The organism is Vibrio sp. 10N.261.51.F11 (assembly GCF_041471665.1).
GTDB classification, from domain to species: Bacteria; Pseudomonadota; Gammaproteobacteria; order Enterobacterales; family Vibrionaceae; genus Vibrio; species Vibrio crassostreae_C.
The window spans coordinates 123126-142508 of sequence record NZ_JBFROW010000033.1; the positions used below are offsets into that span (position 1 = coordinate 123126).

Genomic DNA, 19383 nt, shown 5'->3' on the forward strand with positions numbered 1-19383 from the left:
GATTATTAATATGTTATGATATCCCTACTACTAAAGGGGTGTCTTAGGGCATCGGGATGTATGCAAGCAAAAAGAACCGGCTTGTGTCAGTCACTTTCTGGCGAATATGGAATCGAAAATGTTGTTGGAAGAAGTTGTAGAAATTATCGAATTAACCGACTCAGACCATTTATCTCAAGCAATGGAACTGTTTAACGAGCATGGTTTTGTTGATACTGAGTCTTTACCTTTTATGAATGTTGTTTTTGAAACAGCACCAGATCAACTTGCGAAGAAGCTGTCGCAGATTGGTTTTAAAGGTTTAGTGCAAGTCGAAAAGAACGAAGATGCATCAGGCTTCACCATTATTGATGCTGACCGTGTTCTGCTAAAAGACTCTGCTTAACTGTAAGATTCTTCTTAATGACAAGAATAAGATTCAGCTTAGTGAAAAGACTCTATCCAGTTCAGTAACACCCGTTATGATTATTTGAGGTTAACACAGTGACAACAGCAACCGTTTCATCAACAGAGCAACACATTTCCAATGAACATGCGCTTTTAGGTGCATCGTTATTAGCGTCTCAAAAAGTTGAGTTGGCTCTGTTCAGTGTGATCTCTAAATTAGTTAAAACCCTATCAAAAGATCAGCAACAGGCATTAGGTCTGGATTTGGATACCTTTTTAAGGGAGAAGCCAAGTGAACAAGCCTCGACTCTGAGCCACTACGAAAATACGTTTGGTGAGCAACTTCCTTTGAAGGCCAATGAACTCAACGATTTTATTTATCATCGAAACTTGGTTACTCGTGGATTTTGGCGTGTGACTGGAGCTGATGTTAAAGGCGGTGAGAAGCTTGCTAACCCAGAGCTTTATTTAAAAGAGTTCTTGGCCAAGTGTGAATACTGGCAAGTGATGCTTGATACTCAAACCAAGTAATCAAATAGAAATAAGAAAGCCATAGCGAACATGCTATGGCTTTTTTGTTGTTTGTGCAAATTGTCTTGAATTCTTTGAATCTAGAGCATCATCTTCAATACATAGTTCCTAGAGACAAAGTGGTGTTTAAGTGTGGCACTGATATGCAGCACAATTAAACAGGCTAGGGCAATACAACTGGCACGATGGAAATAGAAAAAGAAGCCGTTGATTGCAGAGTCGGTAATTAGATTATTTACGCTCACTAACCAAAATAAAGAGTACGGTTCTTTTAGCATTAAGTAGCCGGTGCTGAAAACCATAAACATCACAAGATACATCAAAGAGTGTGCAAGCTTGGCAACGCATTTTTGCCCTTCAGGCACAGAGGTTGGCATGCTTGGCGACGAGCGAAAGTGGCTCCAGATATAACGAACCACAAGCAGTGGCGTCGCAACGGTCGCCAATGACATGTTGAGCACTGACAGCAAAGAAAACAGCTCTGGATGACTGGTGACATTGTGCATCACATACCCTGCGATTGTTGCATAGATGATTACAGAAGCCATTACCCAGTGCAGTACACGGCTTACTAAATCGTATCGTGGATTATTCAAATTAACCTCGTTCTGATCGTTATTAATATAAGATTCATCTCGATGCAATAAACCATTTTTCGGTATATTCGCATCGCGAATTAATCATATAGAACAGTATTACGCGGTATTTTTATAATTTAGAAATTAATGATGTTGCTTCAGGTGTTTTATAATTATCAATGATGTTTTAGAGTGTTAATTCCAATATGGACATAGCAAACTTGTCGACTTCCTAGCTTGTATGCCTATTACGAGATACAGTTAGTCTAAAGATAAATATATAAGGAATGTATAATGCTTCGAATCTTATTGATTGCAGTTATCTCGGTGTTCAGCACGATGAGTTTTGCAAGCGAAGAGGTTAAGTACTCGGAACAAGAGTATTTGGATAGACCGCTGATGGAACGCTATATCTTGGATGAGTTGAAGCAGCTTCGAATGGAACAGCAGGATCTTGAAAGACGCTTGACCATTCAGATGACTGACCGGGAACTGACTGTGGCAGACAAGTCTCTGAATTACGCCAATGTAACCGTAACCTACTTCTTCTACATTATTGCTGGTGTGGCCTCTCTTATCGCGCTGGTGGGTTGGCAATCCATCAAAGAGCTTAAACACACAACTCAAGACATGGCTGATAAGCGACTTAATTCTATCGCTCAAGACTATGAGAAGAAGTTTAATGTTCTTGAACGGGATCTTAAGCGCAAGACCAGAATCATTTCCGACAACAACCGCGAAATTGAAATTATCAATGAGATTCATAACCTATGGTTGAGAGCACAGAACGCACAAACGGCAGAGCAAAAAATTGAAATCTACGATGAAATACTGAAGGTTCGTCCTGGAGATTTAGAAGCACTTACTGCCAAAGCTGACGCTGCTATGGATATACAGGAATACCACTGGGCAATGAGTCTTTGTAACCGTGTATTAGAAGTCGATGACCAAAATGCTCATGCCTTGTATCAACGTGCTTGCGCCTATGCTCGATTAGGGGCAGAAGGTCAAGCTATCGATGACTTAGAGCGCGCTATTGAAGCCAGTGGGTCCATGAGAGAGCTGCTAACTGAAGAGCCGGACTTTGAGATGCTGCGAGGCTTAGAACGCTTCGAAGTACTTCGTGAAGAGTAATATGAGGTAAAGATCCGTGTAAACTAAGGTGGTGGGCTTTGCATGCTCACCATACTTTCACACCTATCGCGCTATGGTTTCTTACATTTCATTTATTTTTTTGATTTAATTGTTATGTTATAACACTTTCTAAGTTCCTCGTTATAACCGCTAAGTATTTTATGAAGTTCCTCCGTATTGGTCTGATCGTTACTGCGATCAGCGCATTTTCCCTTGCTGCTTTGCTCTCTTTTCACTCCAAACCAGCACCAGAAATCTCTATCAAAATAACCCCTTACCAAGGTTCTCAACCTAATGATAAGGAAGTCATCGACTCGCAAGCGACTCCCAACTCTTTGGTTAAGGTCCATTATTTTGTGAAAGTTGGCGATACGCTAAGCAACATCTTTTCGTCATGGCAACTGCCATATGGAACCGTTCAAAAGGTGATGGAAGCGGATCTGGAGTCTTTGAAACTCGACACAATAAAACCTGGTGACCATCTAGAGTTGCTTTTGGATAGTGACTCAAAACAGCTTGTGGAGCTGATTTATCACGAGAGTTTGGTTGAGCAAGCAGCCTTTACTCGAAACGATGATGGTAGCTTCACCTATAAATTCCACGAGATCCCAGGCGAATGGAAAGAAAAACTCTATGCGGGTAGTGTTCACGGTAGCTTTTCAACGTCAGCCTACAAAGCGGGGTTAACTACTAACCAGATAGCCAATATCACCCGCACACTAAAAGACAAAGTCAACTTCGCTCGAGAGCTGAGAGCTGGTGATAGCTTCAATGTATTGGTCAAAGAGCAGTACACGGACGATCACCTAACGGGTAAAACAGAAATTCAAGGTATCTCAATTCAATTAAGAAACCGAGAAGTCGCAGCTTTTCTAGCACCAGATGGTCTTTTTTATGACAGAGAGGGAAATAGTCTAGAGCAAGCCTTTGATAGATACCCAGTCGACAGAAAATTCCGAAGAATCACTTCTTCGTTCAATCCGACACGAAGACACCCAGTAACTGGGCGAATCTCACCGCACAATGGTACCGACTTTGCGACACCTGTTGGTTCACCTATCTACTCAACTGGTGATGGTCGAGTGGTGGCACTTCGTGACCACCCGTATGCTGGTAAATATTTGGTGATTGAACACAACAGCGTATATACGACGCGTTATCTTCACTTGAGCCGCTTCTTAGTTAAGAAAGGTCAGCAAATTAAGCGAGGTCAGAAAATTGCGCTATCGGGTGCTACTGGTCGTATTACTGGCCCGCACTTGCACTTTGAGGTATTGGTTCGTGGTCGCGCCGTCGATGCGATGAAGGCGAACTTACCAATGGCAAGCTCAATTATGCCTAAAGATAGAAAAGAGTTTTTGGCTCGAATTGCCTCTTTTGATGCCATGCTCTCTGAGCCCGCAGATCGCGCGAGTTAGAGATATTCATATCTAACTTGGCAACGCATACAATCACGCCCCTTAGTTAGCGATTTAGCTAAGGGGCGTTTTTTTAAAGAATCACACGATTAAGCGACTGAATCCGTTATTCGATGGATAGAGCTATTGAGCGATAGGTTTGCCACTGATTAAGCAACCACCACTGCCGTGCCACTAGCAGAGACCATCAACATGCCATTACCTGTTCCCAAGACTTCGTAATCAATATCTACGCCTACCACCGCGTTGGCACCCGCTTCAATCGCTTTCTGTTCTAACTCTTTGAACGCGTAGTTACGTGCTTTTTCCAGTTCTTTCTCGTAGGTGCCAGAACGTCCACCCACAAAGTCACGAATTCCTGAAAACATATCTTTGAAAACGTTCACCCCTAGAATGGCTTCTCCGGCAATAACCCCTTTGTAATCGACAATGCGCTTGCCTTCGACTGATTGTGTGGTGGTAATAATCATAATGGCCTCTTGTAAGCTTGCTGAGCTGTCACTCGCTTATTGATTGATAGTTTGGTCTTGCTCTTGAATGTCATCGTTCAGTGCTGTCTCTGAGCGTGTGAATTCATGTCTTAACCATGTTGTCAGTTTTAGCACACTTTCTTGTTTTAATTTGTTTTTTGGGCAAACAAAGTAAAAATCTTGGTGCGGGTTAGCAACCGGTTTACCCAGTTCGACAAGCATCCCGTGGCTGATGTCATCCTTCACAAACAAGCGATGTGTAACCAATACGCCTAGTGAACGAATCGCAGCTTGTACTGCTTGAATGGAGACATCGAATGTCAGGTTGCTATGGAATGTGGGCATTGGGATTTGGTAATTGTCGCACCACACTTGCCAGTCGTGTTGTCGCCTGAGGTTAAAAACGCCAATGGTCGGGTTTTGTTTGACGAGTTGTTCGACGCTCAATCCGGTCTGGTTTTTTAATATCGTAGGGCTACACACCAAGATTAGGTCATCGTCGCCCAGTTTCTCGCTGTAATATTGTTCCCACTCGTTGGGTTTGCCATGTACAAGCGCAACATCGACCCCTTCCTGCTCGATATCGAAAGGGCCAGTTAGCGTCGAAATGCGGATATCAAGTGAGGGAGCGAAGGCTTGGAAGTCGGGAACTCGTGGGATCCACCAGTGCATCGCTAGCGAATTGACCATGTTGAGGGTAATGCGGTGGTCGTTAGGCGTTCTGGCAAGCTCTTCGGTCGCCTCTATCACTTGCTCAAGTGCGGGAGCAACTTTGCGGTAATATCGCTTACCTGCGGCATTAAGAACAACACGACGACCGACTCGTTGAAACAGAGGCTTGTTGACCAGTTGTTCTAACGACTTTATCGCTTGGCTTACCGCAGAGTGACTGACGTACAATACCCGCGCGGCGTCGGTCATGCTGCCAGTCTCAGCAACAGCAATGAAAGCATAAACGGATTTAAGCGGAACGAGTTTTTTCATTGGTAAGTTTTCCTTACAGTTATAGTTAATATTACTCGCTATTTTTCATTACGTCACGCCTCTAAAATAGATGTCATAGGAGGTGATAATTATGTCTGATATTACCAAGGCGACGACTTTCATGTTGTTGTCGACGTTCAGTTTGTCTTTAAGTGGCTTGATGGCCAAGTATCTATCTGAAGTGATGCCCACTTCGTTACTCAGTTTTGTGCGTTTTTTGTTACCCAGTCTGTTTTTATTTTTTTTCCTGACCTTTTACAAAATCAGCAAGCCGACACGAGAAATGTGGAAACCTTTGGTGATGCGGGCGATCTTTATGGTGGCGTGTCAGTGGTGTTTCCTTACTTCACTGCAAACCTTAACGCTTGTTGAAGGGGTTGTGTTGTTCAGTACGGGGCCTCTGTTTATTCCATTGTTAGAAAAGTTAATATTTAGAACCAAGATTCATACAACGACGATAGTGTGTTTAGCTGTCACCTTTGTTGGCGTAGTGATGATGGCGGGGGATTGGTCGCAGTTTGAGTTGGGTTCGGAGTTCTTTAGACCTGCGCTTCTGCTTGGGCTTCTCGCGGGGGTATTTAATTCTGGCTCGCAAGTGAGTTTGTACCGAGCGTCTAAAACCAGCCTGACTCCGGCAGAGCTTAACGCGTGGACCTTTTTAGTTGCGGCAATTATTGTGATACCAATGGTGGTGTTTACTTCTGTTTCTGCGGTGCCTGATGTACTTGAAAGTGCAGAGAAAGGAACCTTGTCGGCGTTGCTGTCTTTTGACGATTTACGCTGGATTGTTCTCGGATCACTTGGTCTTGCACTGTTTACCATCAATACCCAAATCTTCCGTTCCAAGGCGTATAAGCTTGCAGACAGTGGCTCCCAGTTGGCACCTCTGATTTTTACTAACATGCTGTTTAGCGCGCTTTGGCAGGGCTTGTTCTTTGATGATGTGTTTTCTACACAGCAGATGATTGGCATTAACCTGATTGTCGTGGCGAGCATCACCAATACATTGCTGGCAAAAAGACACAGCAAGGCGAAAGCCAAACAAAAACCGCACACCACAGTGGCTGTAGCGACTGTAGTGGACGTTGCGGTATTGGACTCGGCAGCTAAAAGCTAACCATTGAGTTATGGCTTATCCTCTGAATGGTTAATTTAAAACTTAGAACAATGAGCGTATGTATTCTTTTACTCGGTCGATGTGTTCGTGCGGGTCAATCTCGCAGCGTTGGTTCATTTCTAGGAATCGCTCAGCGTATTTATCGTAGATTTTGTTTTCCAAAAACAGTAAATACAACTTGGGATCGATATGACCGCTGGTGGCCATGTCGGTCATGATGTTGAGTGATTCGCTTAAGAGTTTACCTTTCTTATAAGGGCGATCACTAGAGGTGAGCGCTTCAAAGACATCAGCAATTGCCATTGCTCTGGACGGCAGAGGTAACTGGTCTTCGTTTAAGCCTCTTGGGTATCCCTTACCGTCGATACGTTCGTGGTGTCCGCTGGCGATATCCGGAATGTTTTGAAGGTAAGGCGGGTAAGGCAACTTGTTGAGCATGGTGAAGGTTTGGATAATATGATCGTTGATCATGAAACGTTCTTCATCGTTTAGCGTACCACGGCGTACTTTCAAATTGTGCAGTTCACCTTGGTTGTATTTAACTTCTCCGGGCTTAAGTACAAACGCTTCTTGCCATACATCGGCAGGGTTAAAGCCATTGTCCCAAGGTATTTTATGCTCCGGTTTGTCTGCAAGCAGAGGCTCCATGACAGGCAAACCCTTTTCCTGACTTGTTGGCTCAGTTCTCTCTTTCTCAACCGACTCTTTTTGGGTGTTAAATCTCTCTTTTTCAGACCAAGACAAACCCAATTGATCATCCAGTGTACGTTTCCATTGGCGTTTGGCTATTTGATCTAAGCGTTCTAGCTGCTCTTCCGTCATAGATTCGCCGCCAAGATTACACTCAGCAACGAAGGCAAACTCCTCATCCAGTTCAAACAGGCTTTGTTCGAGTATTTTGAGTTGTTCTTCTTGTAGTGCACCGTTCGCCATCGCTTTCCAGTAATCGGTTTCCGCTTGCTGTTTCAACAACTCAAAACGCATTCGCACTTCGTGGATTCGGTCGTAAATGGTTTCCAGTTTTGTTGCCTTATCTACCACATATTCAGGCGTGGTCACCTTGCCGCAGTCATGAAGCCAAGCGGCGAGCATCAACTCTTCCCACTGTTTACTGTCCAATGAGAATTGCGGGTAATAGCGGTCATCATCTATGGTTGCTTGAGTTAGCCATTTGGTGAGCTCAGGCACTCGTTGGCAATGCCCGCCCGTATAAGGTGACTTGGTATCAATCGCCGATGCAATCAGCTCAATAAAGGCATTAAGCATGTCTTTTTGTTGCTGCATTTGGTCGATGTTGTCTTTCGCTATTTCCGCAAAGCTGAGCAACTCTCTTAAAAAGGCGTGCTTGTCTGCCTGCATCTTGGTAATTGGTCTCTCATAGCCAATTGCCACAATCCCTACCAACAGTTTCTCTCGGTTTAATAGTGGAAATAGGTACAGGTCTGAATTGAAGATCGAATCTTGGTAATAGTTGAGAACATTGTCTTCTCTGTTCAAATGGATCGTCTCACCAGATTTAAGCTGACACAGCAACCAAGGCGTGTGTTTGATGAAGTCATTAATGTCGGCCTTAAAAGGAAGAATGGCAAGGTTGGCTGCCGTATCAAACACGTCTTTCTCTTTGGATTGAGTGAAAAGGACAATGGTTTCTGCTTTGGTAATTAAATAGCTTTGATGAGCAATGTTCTTGGCTAAGATCGAAAACTCCTGATTCCCGGCGGTGTCTCGAAGTAGGGTAATCAGATCATGAAGCGTGTGTTCCATTAGCTCAATCGAGTGGGCAAGGTTAGCCACTTCTTGAATCATGCTTTTGGGATAATGAGTACGCCTGAAGTCAAATCGAGCGATGTTGTCGGTGAGTTGCATCAGCGTATTGAGTGGCTGAGACAGTCGATTAGCAACAAACCATACGATAGCGAAGCAGATGAACAACATCCCAATCGCGACCGCAACTTGCTTGTCTCGCATCGAGATAAGATCAGCGAGCAGCTCATTGTGTGGCGTCGCTTCTGCCAAGTATAAGGTGACATTTTGAGTCAGTTGAACCGGCGTTAGCGTTAGTGCCCAAGTGTTTAAGTTGTACTCAACGTTTTTTAGATTGAGGTTAAACTTCTCTTCATCAGAGATAAGCGGCGCAATAACGGACGCTTTCAATGCTTCCATCTGTTCACGTTTGGGCACATTAAAGAAGCTTTGGTCTTGCTCACTGCCAGAGAGATTCCCCGTTGTTTGGTTGTTCGTTTGCTCAGTTTTACTTGTGTCATCAGATTGGGAGTCAGGCTTGGGTACTGATAGCTCAAGTTGATGCTGACCGAGAAGATTAAAATGTTGATCGAACAAGGCGAGTCGGGTTTGCGGAGAATAAGCTAATTCACTGATCTGAGAAGAGAGGGAACTCAACGTAAAGTCGGCACCAACCACATGCTTGCCATCGGCAGAACGCCTAGAGAGTGTAATGCCATTGGTTTGCAGGAAATAGAATAGATAGGGCTCAGAGAGTTGTATTGAGCCATCAGGCTTTGCGTTACGAAACCAAGGACGAGTGGTGGGGTTGAACTTACTCTCTGCTTGTCGAGTACTGATCACTTGATGTGCGCCATCAAGATAGGTAATAAAGTTTTCACCGTCTAGATTGGTGCTGCTAACCATCATGGTCGCTTTAGCGGGCGCGCTGTTTTCGGCTCTCTGTTTATTGGTGCTTAATGGACGAAAGATTCTGAAGTCACCATCTTCAGAACCATAAAATAGAGCGACCAAATTGGTGTTTTGCTTGAAGATGATATCGACCGAAGCAAGCCAAGAGTCTTTTTCGACAGCGGAAGCTTGATGAGCAACAAACGGGCTCACCGCCATCACATTTAAGGTTGTGATAACAGGGGCAATGGCTTGTTTAAATACTGATTCCAGTTTGTCGCGGTGCTCATTACTGATCTCGCGCACTGTGCCTAGCAGCAGCTCTTGGGAGTGCCGATAACTAATCGAAATCAATACCGCACCGACAAGTGTTGTCAAAATTAGGAAAAGGCTAGTGATGTGGATACTCAGCGGATATCGTCTTCTTCTCATCTAACACTCCAGTTTGTAGGCTGGTTTAAGTATTGACGAACTTGGGTAGGTTGCAAAAAATTGGCGCAATTACCGAGTGTGTGCGGTTCGACTTAGATAAGACCAAGCGCTGGCTGGCTCTGGTTAGCCACGTATTCCCGTGTCGTGTAAATGAACCAGTAATAAACCTTTATGTTTGGGTGCTAATTGTCACTTTCAGCTGATAAACTGGCCGAATTGTTGCCATTAGGCATTCATTTTCTGAAGTATTCTTTTCCTGAAAGAGATTCAGAGTTACTTTCTGAAAAACGTATTTTGACCGAGCGAAGAGGGCATTGATTCATGGAACTCAAAGTAGATACTCACACCCACACATACGCAAGTGGTCATGCTTACAGCACATTGATCGAAAACGCCAAGTCGGCAAAGCAAAATGGTTTAGCCATGTTTTGTACTACTGATCATTCAGAATCAATGCCGGGCGCGCCACACTATTGGTTCTTCAGCAATCAGCGTGTGCTCCCTCGTTTTATTGAAGATGTCGCAATTATTCGAGGTGTTGAGTCAAACATCATGAACACACAGGGTGAAATCGACATTCATCCGAGTGTGGATAAGAACTTGGATTGGGTGATCGCGAGTTTTCACGAGCCAGTATTTCGCCCATCGGATGTCGCTACCCATACAGAAGCATTGTTGAATGTGATTAAGGGCGGTCGAATTGATGCGCTTGGTCACTTAGGCAATCCTAATTTTGATTTCGATTTCGAAGCCGTTATTCAATGTGCGGTTGAGAACAACGTGGCGATTGAGATCAACAACACCACACTCAAAGGCAATAGCCGAGTTGGCAGTGTTGACCGCTGCTATGAGATTGCAAGAATAGCGAAAGCGAAGGGTGCATTTATTACAACAGGCAGCGATGCGCATTTCTGTTTAGATGTCGGTGGCTTAGACTTAGTCGCAGCATTGTTAGATGAAGTGGGCGTAGACTCGAGTAAAGTGATTACCCATTCGCCAAAGCAGTTCCTAGCCTTTTTGGCCTTGCGCGGTCGTAATGAAATCCCAGAATATTCAGATCTTGTTTAAGAGAATATCGGCGGGTTTGCATTTCGACACAATCAATTTTTGTGCCTGAAAGATTTTTGTATACACTAGCCGAAAATAATAAAGTCGAAGTGCCACAGTAATGACGGCTCTAACTTCAAAGACACCGCTTCACTTGGAGAAACAATGAAAACTCGCTCAATCCTTTTATCTGGCTTAATCGCTGCTTCAGTATTGTCTGGCAACGCATTTGCTAATGTAGACCTTAAGAAAAACATGCAAGAAATGAAGCTTGCGTTCAAACAAGCGGCAGAAGCTCAAAGCATTGAAGAGATGCAAAAGCCTATCGTTCGTTTAGATACGCTAGTGGCAGAGCTGAAAACGGGTGTTTACCCAGTCGAGAAAGAAGACAACTTCATGGAAGGCTTCAAAAAGATCAGTGCATCACTGGATAGCATTGAGCAGAAGCTAGACCAAGGTGACTTAGCGTCGGCACAGCAAGAACTTCGTACTATTGATGGCCTTCGTGAAGAGTACCATGAGAAGCGTAACCCAAGCATCTGGAGCAAGATCTTCGGTTAATTCGTTAATCATGAACGTTTGCTAGATAGGTAACAAAGAGCAAACCTCAAGATTCGATTTCTAAAACGCCGCCTTACATTACCCTCTTTCGAGGAAGGTGTAAGGCGGCGTTTTTATTGTCTCTTTTATCGAAAGCCTGCTGCAAAGAGATGAGTATTACTTTCTTAGTTTTAGTGTTGTAACCAGTATTTAACGAAAAAGAGTGTGCGTTAGCTTCAATTTTTTAACTTGCTGTTAATCTTTACGTTTACCTATATTCCAAGTCCCTCATAATAAGGGAAATTTATAAAGACTTGGAATAATGCGCCGAACCTCGTTCAACTTCTTCATGTTACTTGCAACAGCATTAAGCTGGGCGCTAGTGACATTAATGCCTGTTATCAATGCTCATGGTAATAGTGCGGGAGTATGGGCGTCGTTATGTACGGTCAATGGCTTTGAATTGGTTCAAATCGAAGAAGGCGAACCTAATACTCATAAAGGAAAGCCGTGTCCGTTTAGCCATTTTTCCACGTTTCACCAAGATGAACTTCCCACTACACTACTGACAACTCGACTGAGTTCTATTGTCTCCGACAGCTACGCTTTTTTGGCTCTAAGCGAACGCTACACGAGGCAAGCCCCGCGCGGCCCTCCCTTTGTTATTGCTTAAACCTAACCCATTAAAATAATTAAAAAATAAAGTATTAAGTAAAGTTAAACATGCTCAGATTACTTTCTGATTTTTCAGAAGGTATGTTTGCGTGTGTCAAAGGAAATTATAATGTTGAGAAATGAATCTCAAACCCCTGCGAAAGCACAAGCAACTTCGCAGTCTAAAAGCAGTGCAACAACCGGTTCGGAAACCAATATAAAAAGCAAAGACCGCAATAAAACCCTCTATTTCCTCACATGGCGCTGGCACTTCTATGCTGGGCTATTTGTTATCCCGTTTATGTTAATGCTGAGCATTACAGGTTTGGTGATGCTGTTTGATGATGAAATCGAGTTAGATTTTCATCACGAAGCCATTGAGATTGTTGCATCGGGCGATCCGATTAAAGTGTCACAACAGTTAACTGCAGTGCAGAATCAATACCCACAAGGCTCGGTGACGCAGTTTGTTCCGAGTAAAGCCCCTGATCTCGCTAACCGCTTTTCGCTATCACTTGAAGACGGAACATCTGTTTTCGCCACTGTGAATCAGTACACTGGCGAAGTGGTCGGAGAAATTCCACGCAGCGATAGCCTGTACCAACTAGCGAATGATATTCACGGCACTTTGTTGATTGGTGATTGGGGTGATTATCTAATTGAAGTCGCAATAAGCTTGTCTATTCTGTTGCTCGTCAGTGGCATTTACTTATGGCTACCGAGAGACAACGCAAGCCGCGCTGGTTTTCTCAAGCTGAGAGTGTCATCCGGGCCACGTGTTCTCATGCGTGATCTGCATGCGAACATCGGTGGTACCTTATCGCTTATTCTGTTGTTGTTTATTCTATCTGGATTGGCATGGACAGGTTTTTGGGGCGGTAAGCTTGTTCAAGCATGGAGTACTTTCCCTGCTCAAATGTGGGACGATATTCCATTGTCTGATAAGACGCACGCTTCCCTCAACCATGGATCAGAAGAAGAGCTCCCTTGGAACTTGGAGCAAACACCACTGCCTTTGTCTCAAGATAAGCCAGCAGAGCACGTTCATCATGTGGAAGAGGCTACTGAGCCTCACGACCATTCTAAGATGGGTGAAGATCACTCTCAACATATGTTGTCAGCAAGCAACTTCGACATTGATGACGTTACTGAAAAAGCATACTCACTTGGCTTTACGCAATACAAGGTCAATTTCCCGCGTTCAGAAACGGGCGTTTACACGGTCACAGCCAATACAATGGGTGGCGATATCATCGATCCAACGCAGGATCGTACCACGCACCTCGACCAATATTCTGGTCGTATACTGGGTGAGGTGACATGGCAAGATTATAACTTCATTGCCAAGACGTTAGCGGTTGGTATTTCATTGCACCAAGGTGACATCAGTATCATCAATAAGCTTCTAAATGCCTTGTTTTGCTTGGCGTTCATTGTTGTGTCTGTGACTGGCGGTGTGATGTGGTGGATGCGCAGACCTTCAGGTCAACGAAAGCTTGGCACGCCACCGAAGTTTGGTGATGCAGGGCTTTGGAAAGCAGGCTTAGTGACGGTGATAGTTATTTCAGCGCTGTTTCCACTGGCGGGTGCGACGATCGTGACAGCCATGCTATTGGATTGGTTACTGTTCTCGCGTGTCGAGAAATTCAAGACAGCATTGAGTTAATTGATACACAAACTGACCTTCTGTTTGAGGAGGTCAGTTTCATTAATCAGATGACATGCTCTGTTTATTAAGAAGACGTTAGACTTGATAAAGCTCTATATTTGGTAAAGCTCTAACGGAAGCCCGTCAGGATCGGCAAAAAAGGTAAATGCTTTACCTGTAAACTCATCAACTCGGATCGGTTCGACTTCGATTCCTTGTCCTTCCAAATAGCTTTTGACTTGTTGAACTTCATCGACACAAAAGGCTAAATGTCTCAGCCCTTGGGCTTCTGGAAAGCTAGGTCTTTCTGGTGCGTTAGGGAAGCTGAATAGCTCTATCTGAGCACCATTAGGTAGCGCTAAATCAAGTTTGTACGACTGGCGAGCCTCTCGATAGTTTTCGGCAATTATCTCGAGTTTCAAAATCTCAGTGTAAAAGTGTTTCGACGCGTCGTAGTCTGAACAGATTATGGCCGCGTGGTGTATTCCTTTCAGCATCAGTTTATTTCTCCTGCCAACTTGTCACCTAAGTGCTTCATGGCGTAATCAATGAATACACGCAGTCGAGCGGGCATGTACTTGGTTTGAGCAAACTGCATCGCAATCGCACCATGGTAATTACTCTTGATGGTCCAATCTTCCAACACTTGTACTACAGACCCTTCAGCCAACGCATCTTGAATCACGAAGTCATGGAAAATACCGACGCCTAGACCTTCTTTCACACCTTTCAGTCGCATCTGCGAGTGGTTAACTGCGTAACGTCCACTGACGGGTACTGTGTGAAATTCATCATCTTTAAGAAAATCCCAAATGTGATCTTTGTCTGTCTCTGCAAGATACAAACAGTCGTGTTCAGACAGCTCGGTAGGGTGGTGAGGAATCCCCTTGGCATCTAAATAGTCAGGGCTTGCACACAACACGAGGTTTGTTTTTCCTAACTCTTTCAATACTAAGCTTTCGTCGGGCTTATCAGTCAGGCGGAAAGCAATGTCGATGCCTTGACGTAAAATATCGATGTCGCCGTCAGCCGCTCTCAATTTAAGTTGGATTTCTGGATACTGATTTAAGAATGGAACAACGAAAGGCTGCAATACCGAATTCAAGAAGGCTTCAGGCGCCGCTACCGTTATCGAGCCTGCAGGTTCGGTATGGTCGGAGGTAGACAGTTCAACGGCTTGTTGCGCTGCGTTGATCATCACCACACTCTGATCATAAACCAATTGACCCGCTTGCGTAATGATAAGGGTACGAGTGGTACGCTCAAACAGTTTCACCGATAGCGCTTTTTCCAAGCGGGTGATGAGCTTACTCAAGGCTGATGGTGTCACGCCTAACTGTTTTGCTGCAGCCGTAAAACTACCTTCGTTAACCACCAAAATGAACGAGGCGAGATCCGGAAGCAGGGCGATGAGTTTTGGGTTAATCATAAGTATCCAGTTAAGCTAGTTTCAACGATGAACTTAATGGTAATTGTGAGCGATTTACTTTGATTTGTGAATCAATTTCATTAATTGATTGACGTGATTGCTCTGATAGGTTGTTGTGTTTGAAGCTCATCTGTATAGCGGCGTTGCTGCTGCGCATTCTGAGATGAAAAATTGAGATTTGATATGAAAGCGAAATTAGACGGAAATTATAGCTAATTTGGCGTTTAAAAAAGCAGGTGAAGGGCGTTAATGTGCCCTATGTCACTGGGATGAACTATTATTAGTGCCTGTGATTCATTAATGTTTTTCCAACTAAAGGGATAATCGGAACGGGGATGTTCAACTAGAATATAGGCATAAGTTTTACAGTGTAAATGATCGTGTTGAGATCGTTTACATCCCTACATAAAGCGGCGCGCGATGCTGCTAAATAATAACTAGGAAGGAATGAGACAATGTCTTCTGCATTTTACCAACAGATTCAAACTCAAATCGAAGAAGTTAAAGAAGAAGGTCTTTACAAGTCTGAGCGCATTATTACTTCTGCACAAAAAGCAGCGGTTTCTATCTCGACTGGTGAAGAAGTACTAAACTTCTGTGCAAACAACTACTTAGGTCTTGCTAACCACCCAGCTCTTATCGAAGCAGCTAAAGATGGTATGGATCAGCACGGTTTTGGTATGGCTTCAGTACGTTTCATTTGTGGTACTCAAGATTCTCACAAAGAACTAGAGCAAAAGCTTTCTACGTTCCTAGGTAAAGAAGACACTATCCTTTACACATCTTGTTTTGATGCAAACGCTGGTTTGTTCGAAACAATTCTAGGTAAAGAAGACGCAATCATCTCTGACGCACTAAACCACGCATCTATTATCGATGGCGTTCGTCTGTGTAAAGCAATGCGTTTCCGTTACTCGAACAACAACATGGAAGAGCTAGAGCAGCAACTTATCGCTGCTAAAGAAGCTGGCGCTCGTCACACACTAATCGTAACTGACGGTGTGTTCTCAATGGACGGCGTAGTGGCTAACCTTCCTGCTATCTGTGACCTTGCTGACAAGTACGGCGCACTAGTTATGGTTGATGACTCTCACGCAGTGGGCTTCATGGGCGAAAACGGCGCGGGCACTCACGAGTTCCACAACGTTGTACACCGTATCGATATCATCACTGGCACGCTAGGTAAAGCAATGGGTGGCGCTTCAGGCGGTTACACTTCTGGTAAGAAAGAAGTGATCGACTGGCTACGTCAGCGTTCTCGTCCATACCTATTCTCTAACTCTGTTGCACCTGCAATCGTATCTGCGTCTATCCGCGTTTTAGATCTTCTAGCGGAATCTGGCGACCTACGTACTCAACTATGGGAAAACTCTGCTCACTTCCGTACTCGCATGGAAGAAGCGGGCTTCACTATGGGTGGTGCTGACCATGCAATCATCCCAATCATGCTGGGTGATGCAAAAGTAGCGGCTGAGTTCGCAGAGCGCGCACTAGAGAAAGGCATCTACGTTGTAGGTTTCTCTTTCCCTGTAGTACCAAAAGGTCAAGCTCGTATCCGTACGCAAATGTCTGCTGCACACTCTCGTGAGCAACTAGACCGCGCAATCGATGCGTTCATTCAAGTTGGTAAAGACATGGGTATCATCTAATTTTAAAGGGATGCCACGAGCATCCTTTAATTAGATAGAGCAACACCCAGTAGAATATATAGATTTTTGATTCTCGCCTTACAGTTAGGCGAGATGAACTAGGTAACATTATGAAAATTAAAGCACTTTCTAAGCTAAAGCCTGAAGAAGGCATTTGGATGACCGAGGTTGAAAAACCTGAAATGGGTCATAATGATCTTCTTATTCGTATTAAGAAAACCGCAATTTGTGGTACTGACGTACATATCTACAACTGGGATGAGTGGTCACAAAACACAATCCCAGTACCTATGGTAGTAGGTCACGAATACGTGGGTGAAGTTGTTGGCATTGGCCAAGAAGTTCGTGGTTTTGAAATCGGCGACCGTGTATCTGGCGAAGGTCACATCACATGTGGTCACTGTCGTAACTGTCGTGGCGGCCGTACTCACCTTTGTCGTAACACAACAGGTGTTGGTGTTAACCGCACTGGTGCGTTCTCTGAGTTCCTTGTGATTCCTGCGTTCAACGCATTTAAGATCCCTGCAGAAATCTCTGACGATCTAGCTTCAATCTTTGACCCGTTTGGTAACGCAGTACACACAGCACTTTCTTTCGACCTAGTTGGCGAAGACGTGCTAATTACTGGTGCTGGCCCAATCGGTATCATGGCTGCAGCTGTTGCTAAGCACGTTGGTGCTCGTCACGTTGTAATCACTGATGTAAACGAGTACCGCCTAGATCTTGCTAAGAAAATGGGTGTGACTCGCGCAGTAAACGTGATGGAAGAGAAGCTTGAAGACGTAATGTCTGATCTTGGCATGACAGAAGGCTTCGATGTAGGCCTAGAAATGTCTGGTAACCCATCTGCGTTCAATAGCATGCTAACTAACATGAACCACGGCGGTAAGATCTCTCTACTAGGTATTCCACCATCAGACATGGCGGTAGACTGGAACCAAGTAATCTTTAAAGGCTTGGTTATCAAAGGTATCTACGGTCGTGAGATGTTCGAAACTTGGTACAAGATGGCTTCATTGATCCAATCTGGCCTAGATCTAACACCAATCATTACTCACCACTACAAAGTGGACGACTTCCAGAAAGGCTTCGACATGATGCGCTCTGGTATGTCAGGTAAAGTAATTCTTGATTGGGAATAAGCTTTAGCTGAGTAACAAGATATTAGAAAGGCGACAGTTTTTACTGTCGCCTTTTTTACATCTCGGAACTCAAGAAAATGGGCGATATGATCAAGGTTAAGTTGCCCATTTTTTACAGCAATGAGTTGTTAACCCAATGCAGCAGCCTGCATGATTAGGCCACAGATGTAAGCGCCGTATGTACCGAGTGCGTAACCAAGTACAGCCATTAGAATACCTACTGGAGCCAATGCTGGGTGGAATGCTGCTGCTACGATAGGAGCCGATGCTGCGCCGCCAACGTTAGCTTGGCTACCGACAGCCATAAAGAACAATGGTGCACGGATAAGCTTCGCCATCACAATCATTAGAATGGCATGGATAGTTAGCCATGTGATACCAATGAAGAAGTAACCTGGGTTGTCTAAGATAGCCGTCACATCCATTTGCATACCAATCGTTGCAACTAGGATGTAGATGAACGCTGAACCTACTTTTGATGCGCCACTGTGCTCAAGACTGCGTGTTGATTTGAAGCATGAAGCGATGAGCGCGAACGTTGTCACCATTACGATTAACCAGAAGAAACCAGATGTTAGGCTGTATTTCGCAAGTTCTGGAGCGTTGGTTGAGATCCACGGTGCAATCATGTCACTGAAAAAGTGAGCTAGGCCGGTAAGACCGAACGCAATCCCCGTGATCTTCATGAGATCGGTTGTGGTTGTTGGGCGAGCGTTCTCTTCTTGGTATTTAGAAACGGTTTCTTTTAGCTCTTCAATAGATGAGGTATCCGCTTTTAACCATGCATCAATCTTCTTCTGACGACCTGCCATGATAAGTAACACGGCCATCCAAATGTTTGCACAGATAACATCAACCGTAATCATTGCAGAGAAGAGTTGGTCATCAACCTCGAACACTTCTTTCATTGCTGCTTGGTTTGCACCGCCGCCAATCCAAGAACCAGCAACGGTTGTAAGGCCGCGCCATACGTCGCCAGATACGAGGTCAGGGTTGATTTGGTCGATGATCAAGATAGCCAGCGGGCCACCGATGATAATGCCGACAGTACCGGTTAGGAACATGATGACGGCTTTTGAACCAAGGCCAAAGATTTTACGTAGGTCTGCTGAGATGATCAGTAGAACGAGTGCGCTTGGTAATAGGTAGCGACTTGCAACGAAGTATAACTTAGAGTTTGATGCGTCGATGATGCCTAAACTGTTCAGTAGAGAAGGAACAAAGTAACAGAGCAATAGACCCGGAACGAACGAGTAGAATTTTTTCAGTGCGCTATTTTGGCTACTTTCCGTGATAAAAACACCGCCAAGAATAACAGCTAACATGCCCATTATTACAGCATCATTAGTAATCATTATTATATCTCCTTTAAGGTGAGCGCAAAGGTCTCACTTTTTGAATTGCAGGACTATACCGATAACCGCTATTCGTTACAAATTGTAACGATAGACATGCTTTGAAATGTTTATGTTAATTTTAACGGGTTAAATTTGTGAATACAGTACGCTACTTATTTGCATGGTGAATGGTTAAGTTGGAGCTTGTGCGGCGTATTTAGATATATGCAATGTAACTCAAGCCTTAGAGGG

18 protein-coding genes are annotated in these 19383 nt (G+C 44.3%); 11 read left to right on the forward strand and 7 right to left on the reverse strand.

Annotated elements, in window-relative coordinates; translation table 11 throughout:
* Window positions 1–118 precede the first annotated feature (118 nt).
* Together AB4351_RS11235 and AB4351_RS11240 are read left to right on the forward strand one after the other, a co-directional pair.
* The gene (locus tag AB4351_RS11235) at window positions 119–385 is read left to right on the forward strand and encodes a hypothetical protein (RefSeq protein WP_017067627.1); all 267 of its coding nucleotides are present in this window, start codon (window positions 119–121) and stop codon (window positions 383–385) included.
* A 98-nt stretch (window positions 386–483) separates the two neighbouring features.
* Window positions 484–918 carry a hypothetical protein gene (locus AB4351_RS11240; protein ID WP_372126013.1) on the forward strand — a complete coding sequence of 145 codons (435 nt, stop codon included), beginning with the start codon at window positions 484–486 and terminating at the stop codon, window positions 916–918.
* 80 nt (window positions 919–998) lie between these two features.
* Here the strand turns inward: AB4351_RS11240 and AB4351_RS11245 are convergent, their stop codons facing one another.
* Window positions 999–1514, reverse strand: a complete 516-nt coding sequence (locus tag AB4351_RS11245; RefSeq protein WP_104216171.1) for a cytochrome b — start codon at window positions 1512–1514, stop codon at window positions 999–1001.
* Window positions 1515–1790: 276 nt separating this feature from the next.
* Here AB4351_RS11245 and AB4351_RS11250 point away from each other — a divergent pair, with 276 nt between their 5' ends.
* Together AB4351_RS11250 and AB4351_RS11255 are read left to right on the forward strand one after the other, a co-directional pair.
* Window positions 1791–2630: a tetratricopeptide repeat protein gene (locus AB4351_RS11250; RefSeq protein ID WP_017069419.1), complete on the forward strand. Its 840-nt coding sequence runs from the start codon at window positions 1791–1793 to the stop codon at window positions 2628–2630.
* 161 nt (window positions 2631–2791) lie between these two features.
* Entirely contained in the window at window positions 2792–4048 is a 1257-nt protein-coding gene (locus AB4351_RS11255; protein WP_017070643.1) for a peptidoglycan DD-metalloendopeptidase family protein, read from the forward strand.
* Between the two features lie 149 nt (window positions 4049–4197).
* On the opposite strand, the gene AB4351_RS11260 is transcribed toward AB4351_RS11255, so the two are convergent.
* Both AB4351_RS11260 and AB4351_RS11265 read right to left on the reverse strand, forming a co-directional pair.
* Entirely contained in the window at window positions 4198–4518 is a 321-nt protein-coding gene (locus AB4351_RS11260) for a heavy metal-binding domain-containing protein (protein ID WP_004730185.1), read from the reverse strand.
* Between the two features lie 36 nt (window positions 4519–4554).
* A complete protein-coding gene (locus AB4351_RS11265; protein ID WP_372126015.1) occupies window positions 4555–5502 on the reverse strand; it encodes a LysR substrate-binding domain-containing protein in 948 nt (315 codons plus the stop codon).
* Window positions 5503–5593: 91 nt separating this feature from the next.
* On the opposite strand from AB4351_RS11265, the gene AB4351_RS11270 reads away from it, so the two are divergent.
* A complete protein-coding gene (locus AB4351_RS11270) occupies window positions 5594–6619 on the forward strand; it encodes a DMT family transporter (RefSeq protein WP_104216172.1) in 1026 nt (341 codons plus the stop codon).
* Window positions 6620–6661: 42 nt separating this feature from the next.
* On the opposite strand, the gene AB4351_RS11275 is transcribed toward AB4351_RS11270, so the two are convergent.
* Window positions 6662–9685, reverse strand: coding sequence for an HD domain-containing phosphohydrolase (locus AB4351_RS11275; protein ID WP_372126017.1), 3024 nt, complete (start codon window positions 9683–9685; stop codon window positions 6662–6664).
* 321 nt (window positions 9686–10006) lie between these two features.
* Here AB4351_RS11275 and AB4351_RS11280 point away from each other — a divergent pair, with 321 nt between their 5' ends.
* The 4 genes from AB4351_RS11280 (at window position 10007) to AB4351_RS11295 (ending at window position 13592) form a co-directional block, all read left to right on the forward strand.
* Window positions 10007–10753 carry a phosphatase gene (locus AB4351_RS11280; RefSeq protein WP_017059533.1) on the forward strand — a complete coding sequence of 249 codons (747 nt, stop codon included), beginning with the start codon at window positions 10007–10009 and terminating at the stop codon, window positions 10751–10753.
* 144 nt (window positions 10754–10897) lie between these two features.
* Window positions 10898–11293 carry a cytochrome b562 gene (locus AB4351_RS11285; RefSeq protein WP_017059534.1) on the forward strand — a complete coding sequence of 132 codons (396 nt, stop codon included), beginning with the start codon at window positions 10898–10900 and terminating at the stop codon, window positions 11291–11293.
* A gap of 301 nt (window positions 11294–11594) precedes the next feature.
* Window positions 11595–11945, forward strand: coding sequence for a hypothetical protein (locus AB4351_RS11290; RefSeq protein ID WP_017064798.1), 351 nt, complete (start codon window positions 11595–11597; stop codon window positions 11943–11945).
* A gap of 111 nt (window positions 11946–12056) precedes the next feature.
* Window positions 12057–13592, forward strand: a complete 1536-nt coding sequence (locus AB4351_RS11295; protein WP_372126019.1) for a PepSY-associated TM helix domain-containing protein — start codon at window positions 12057–12059, stop codon at window positions 13590–13592.
* A gap of 95 nt (window positions 13593–13687) precedes the next feature.
* Here AB4351_RS11295 and AB4351_RS11300 read toward each other — a convergent pair whose 3' ends face one another.
* Both AB4351_RS11300 and AB4351_RS11305 read right to left on the reverse strand, forming a co-directional pair.
* Window positions 13688–14071: a VOC family protein gene (locus AB4351_RS11300; RefSeq protein ID WP_372126021.1), complete on the reverse strand. Its 384-nt coding sequence runs from the start codon at window positions 14069–14071 to the stop codon at window positions 13688–13690.
* Window positions 14071–15003: a LysR family transcriptional regulator gene (locus tag AB4351_RS11305; protein WP_065584581.1), complete on the reverse strand. Its 933-nt coding sequence runs from the start codon at window positions 15001–15003 to the stop codon at window positions 14071–14073. The genes AB4351_RS11300 and AB4351_RS11305 overlap by 1 nt, the downstream gene beginning before the upstream one ends.
* A 455-nt stretch (window positions 15004–15458) precedes the next feature.
* On the opposite strand from AB4351_RS11305, the gene AB4351_RS11310 reads away from it, so the two are divergent.
* Together AB4351_RS11310 and tdh are read left to right on the forward strand one after the other, a co-directional pair.
* Window positions 15459–16652, forward strand: a complete 1194-nt coding sequence (locus AB4351_RS11310) for a glycine C-acetyltransferase (RefSeq protein WP_372126023.1) — start codon at window positions 15459–15461, stop codon at window positions 16650–16652.
* Window positions 16653–16762: 110 nt separating this feature from the next.
* Complete coding sequence (gene tdh, locus AB4351_RS11315; protein WP_017059546.1) at window positions 16763–17794, forward strand: L-threonine 3-dehydrogenase; 1032 nt, start codon at window positions 16763–16765, stop codon at window positions 17792–17794.
* 128 nt (window positions 17795–17922) lie between these two features.
* Here the strand turns inward: tdh and AB4351_RS11320 are convergent, their stop codons facing one another.
* A complete protein-coding gene (locus AB4351_RS11320; protein WP_102397919.1) occupies window positions 17923–19149 on the reverse strand; it encodes a DUF819 domain-containing protein in 1227 nt (408 codons plus the stop codon).
* Window positions 19150–19383: the final 234 nt, after the last annotated feature.

Excerpts from the sequence above, each read along its gene's own strand:
- AB4351_RS11235 (WP_017067627.1), top strand. The coding sequence starts at position 119 with ATGTTGTTGGAAGAAGTTGTAGAAATTATCGAATTAACCGACTCAGAC.
- AB4351_RS11250 (WP_017069419.1), top strand. The coding sequence starts at position 1,791 with ATGCTTCGAATCTTATTGATTGCAGTTATCTCGGTGTTCAGCACGATG.
- AB4351_RS11255 (WP_017070643.1), top strand. The coding sequence starts at position 2,792 with ATGAAGTTCCTCCGTATTGGTCTGATCGTTACTGCGATCAGCGCATTT.
- AB4351_RS11260 (WP_004730185.1), bottom strand. The coding sequence starts at position 4,518 with ATGATTATTACCACCACACAATCAGTCGAAGGCAAGCGCATTGTCGAT.
- AB4351_RS11265 (WP_372126015.1), bottom strand. The coding sequence starts at position 5,502 with ATGAAAAAACTCGTTCCGCTTAAATCCGTTTATGCTTTCATTGCTGTT.
- AB4351_RS11270 (WP_104216172.1), top strand. The coding sequence starts at position 5,594 with ATGTCTGATATTACCAAGGCGACGACTTTCATGTTGTTGTCGACGTTC.
- AB4351_RS11275 (WP_372126017.1), bottom strand. The coding sequence starts at position 9,685 with ATGAGAAGAAGACGATATCCGCTGAGTATCCACATCACTAGCCTTTTC.
- AB4351_RS11280 (WP_017059533.1), top strand. The coding sequence starts at position 10,007 with ATGGAACTCAAAGTAGATACTCACACCCACACATACGCAAGTGGTCAT.
- AB4351_RS11285 (WP_017059534.1), top strand. The coding sequence starts at position 10,898 with ATGAAAACTCGCTCAATCCTTTTATCTGGCTTAATCGCTGCTTCAGTA.
- AB4351_RS11290 (WP_017064798.1), top strand. The coding sequence starts at position 11,595 with ATGCGCCGAACCTCGTTCAACTTCTTCATGTTACTTGCAACAGCATTA.
- AB4351_RS11295 (WP_372126019.1), top strand. The coding sequence starts at position 12,057 with ATGTTGAGAAATGAATCTCAAACCCCTGCGAAAGCACAAGCAACTTCG.
- AB4351_RS11300 (WP_372126021.1), bottom strand. The coding sequence starts at position 14,071 with ATGCTGAAAGGAATACACCACGCGGCCATAATCTGTTCAGACTACGAC.
- AB4351_RS11305 (WP_065584581.1), bottom strand. The coding sequence starts at position 15,003 with ATGATTAACCCAAAACTCATCGCCCTGCTTCCGGATCTCGCCTCGTTC.
- AB4351_RS11310 (WP_372126023.1), top strand. The coding sequence starts at position 15,459 with ATGTCTTCTGCATTTTACCAACAGATTCAAACTCAAATCGAAGAAGTT.
- tdh (WP_017059546.1), top strand. The coding sequence starts at position 16,763 with ATGAAAATTAAAGCACTTTCTAAGCTAAAGCCTGAAGAAGGCATTTGG.
- AB4351_RS11320 (WP_102397919.1), bottom strand. The coding sequence starts at position 19,149 with ATGATTACTAATGATGCTGTAATAATGGGCATGTTAGCTGTTATTCTT.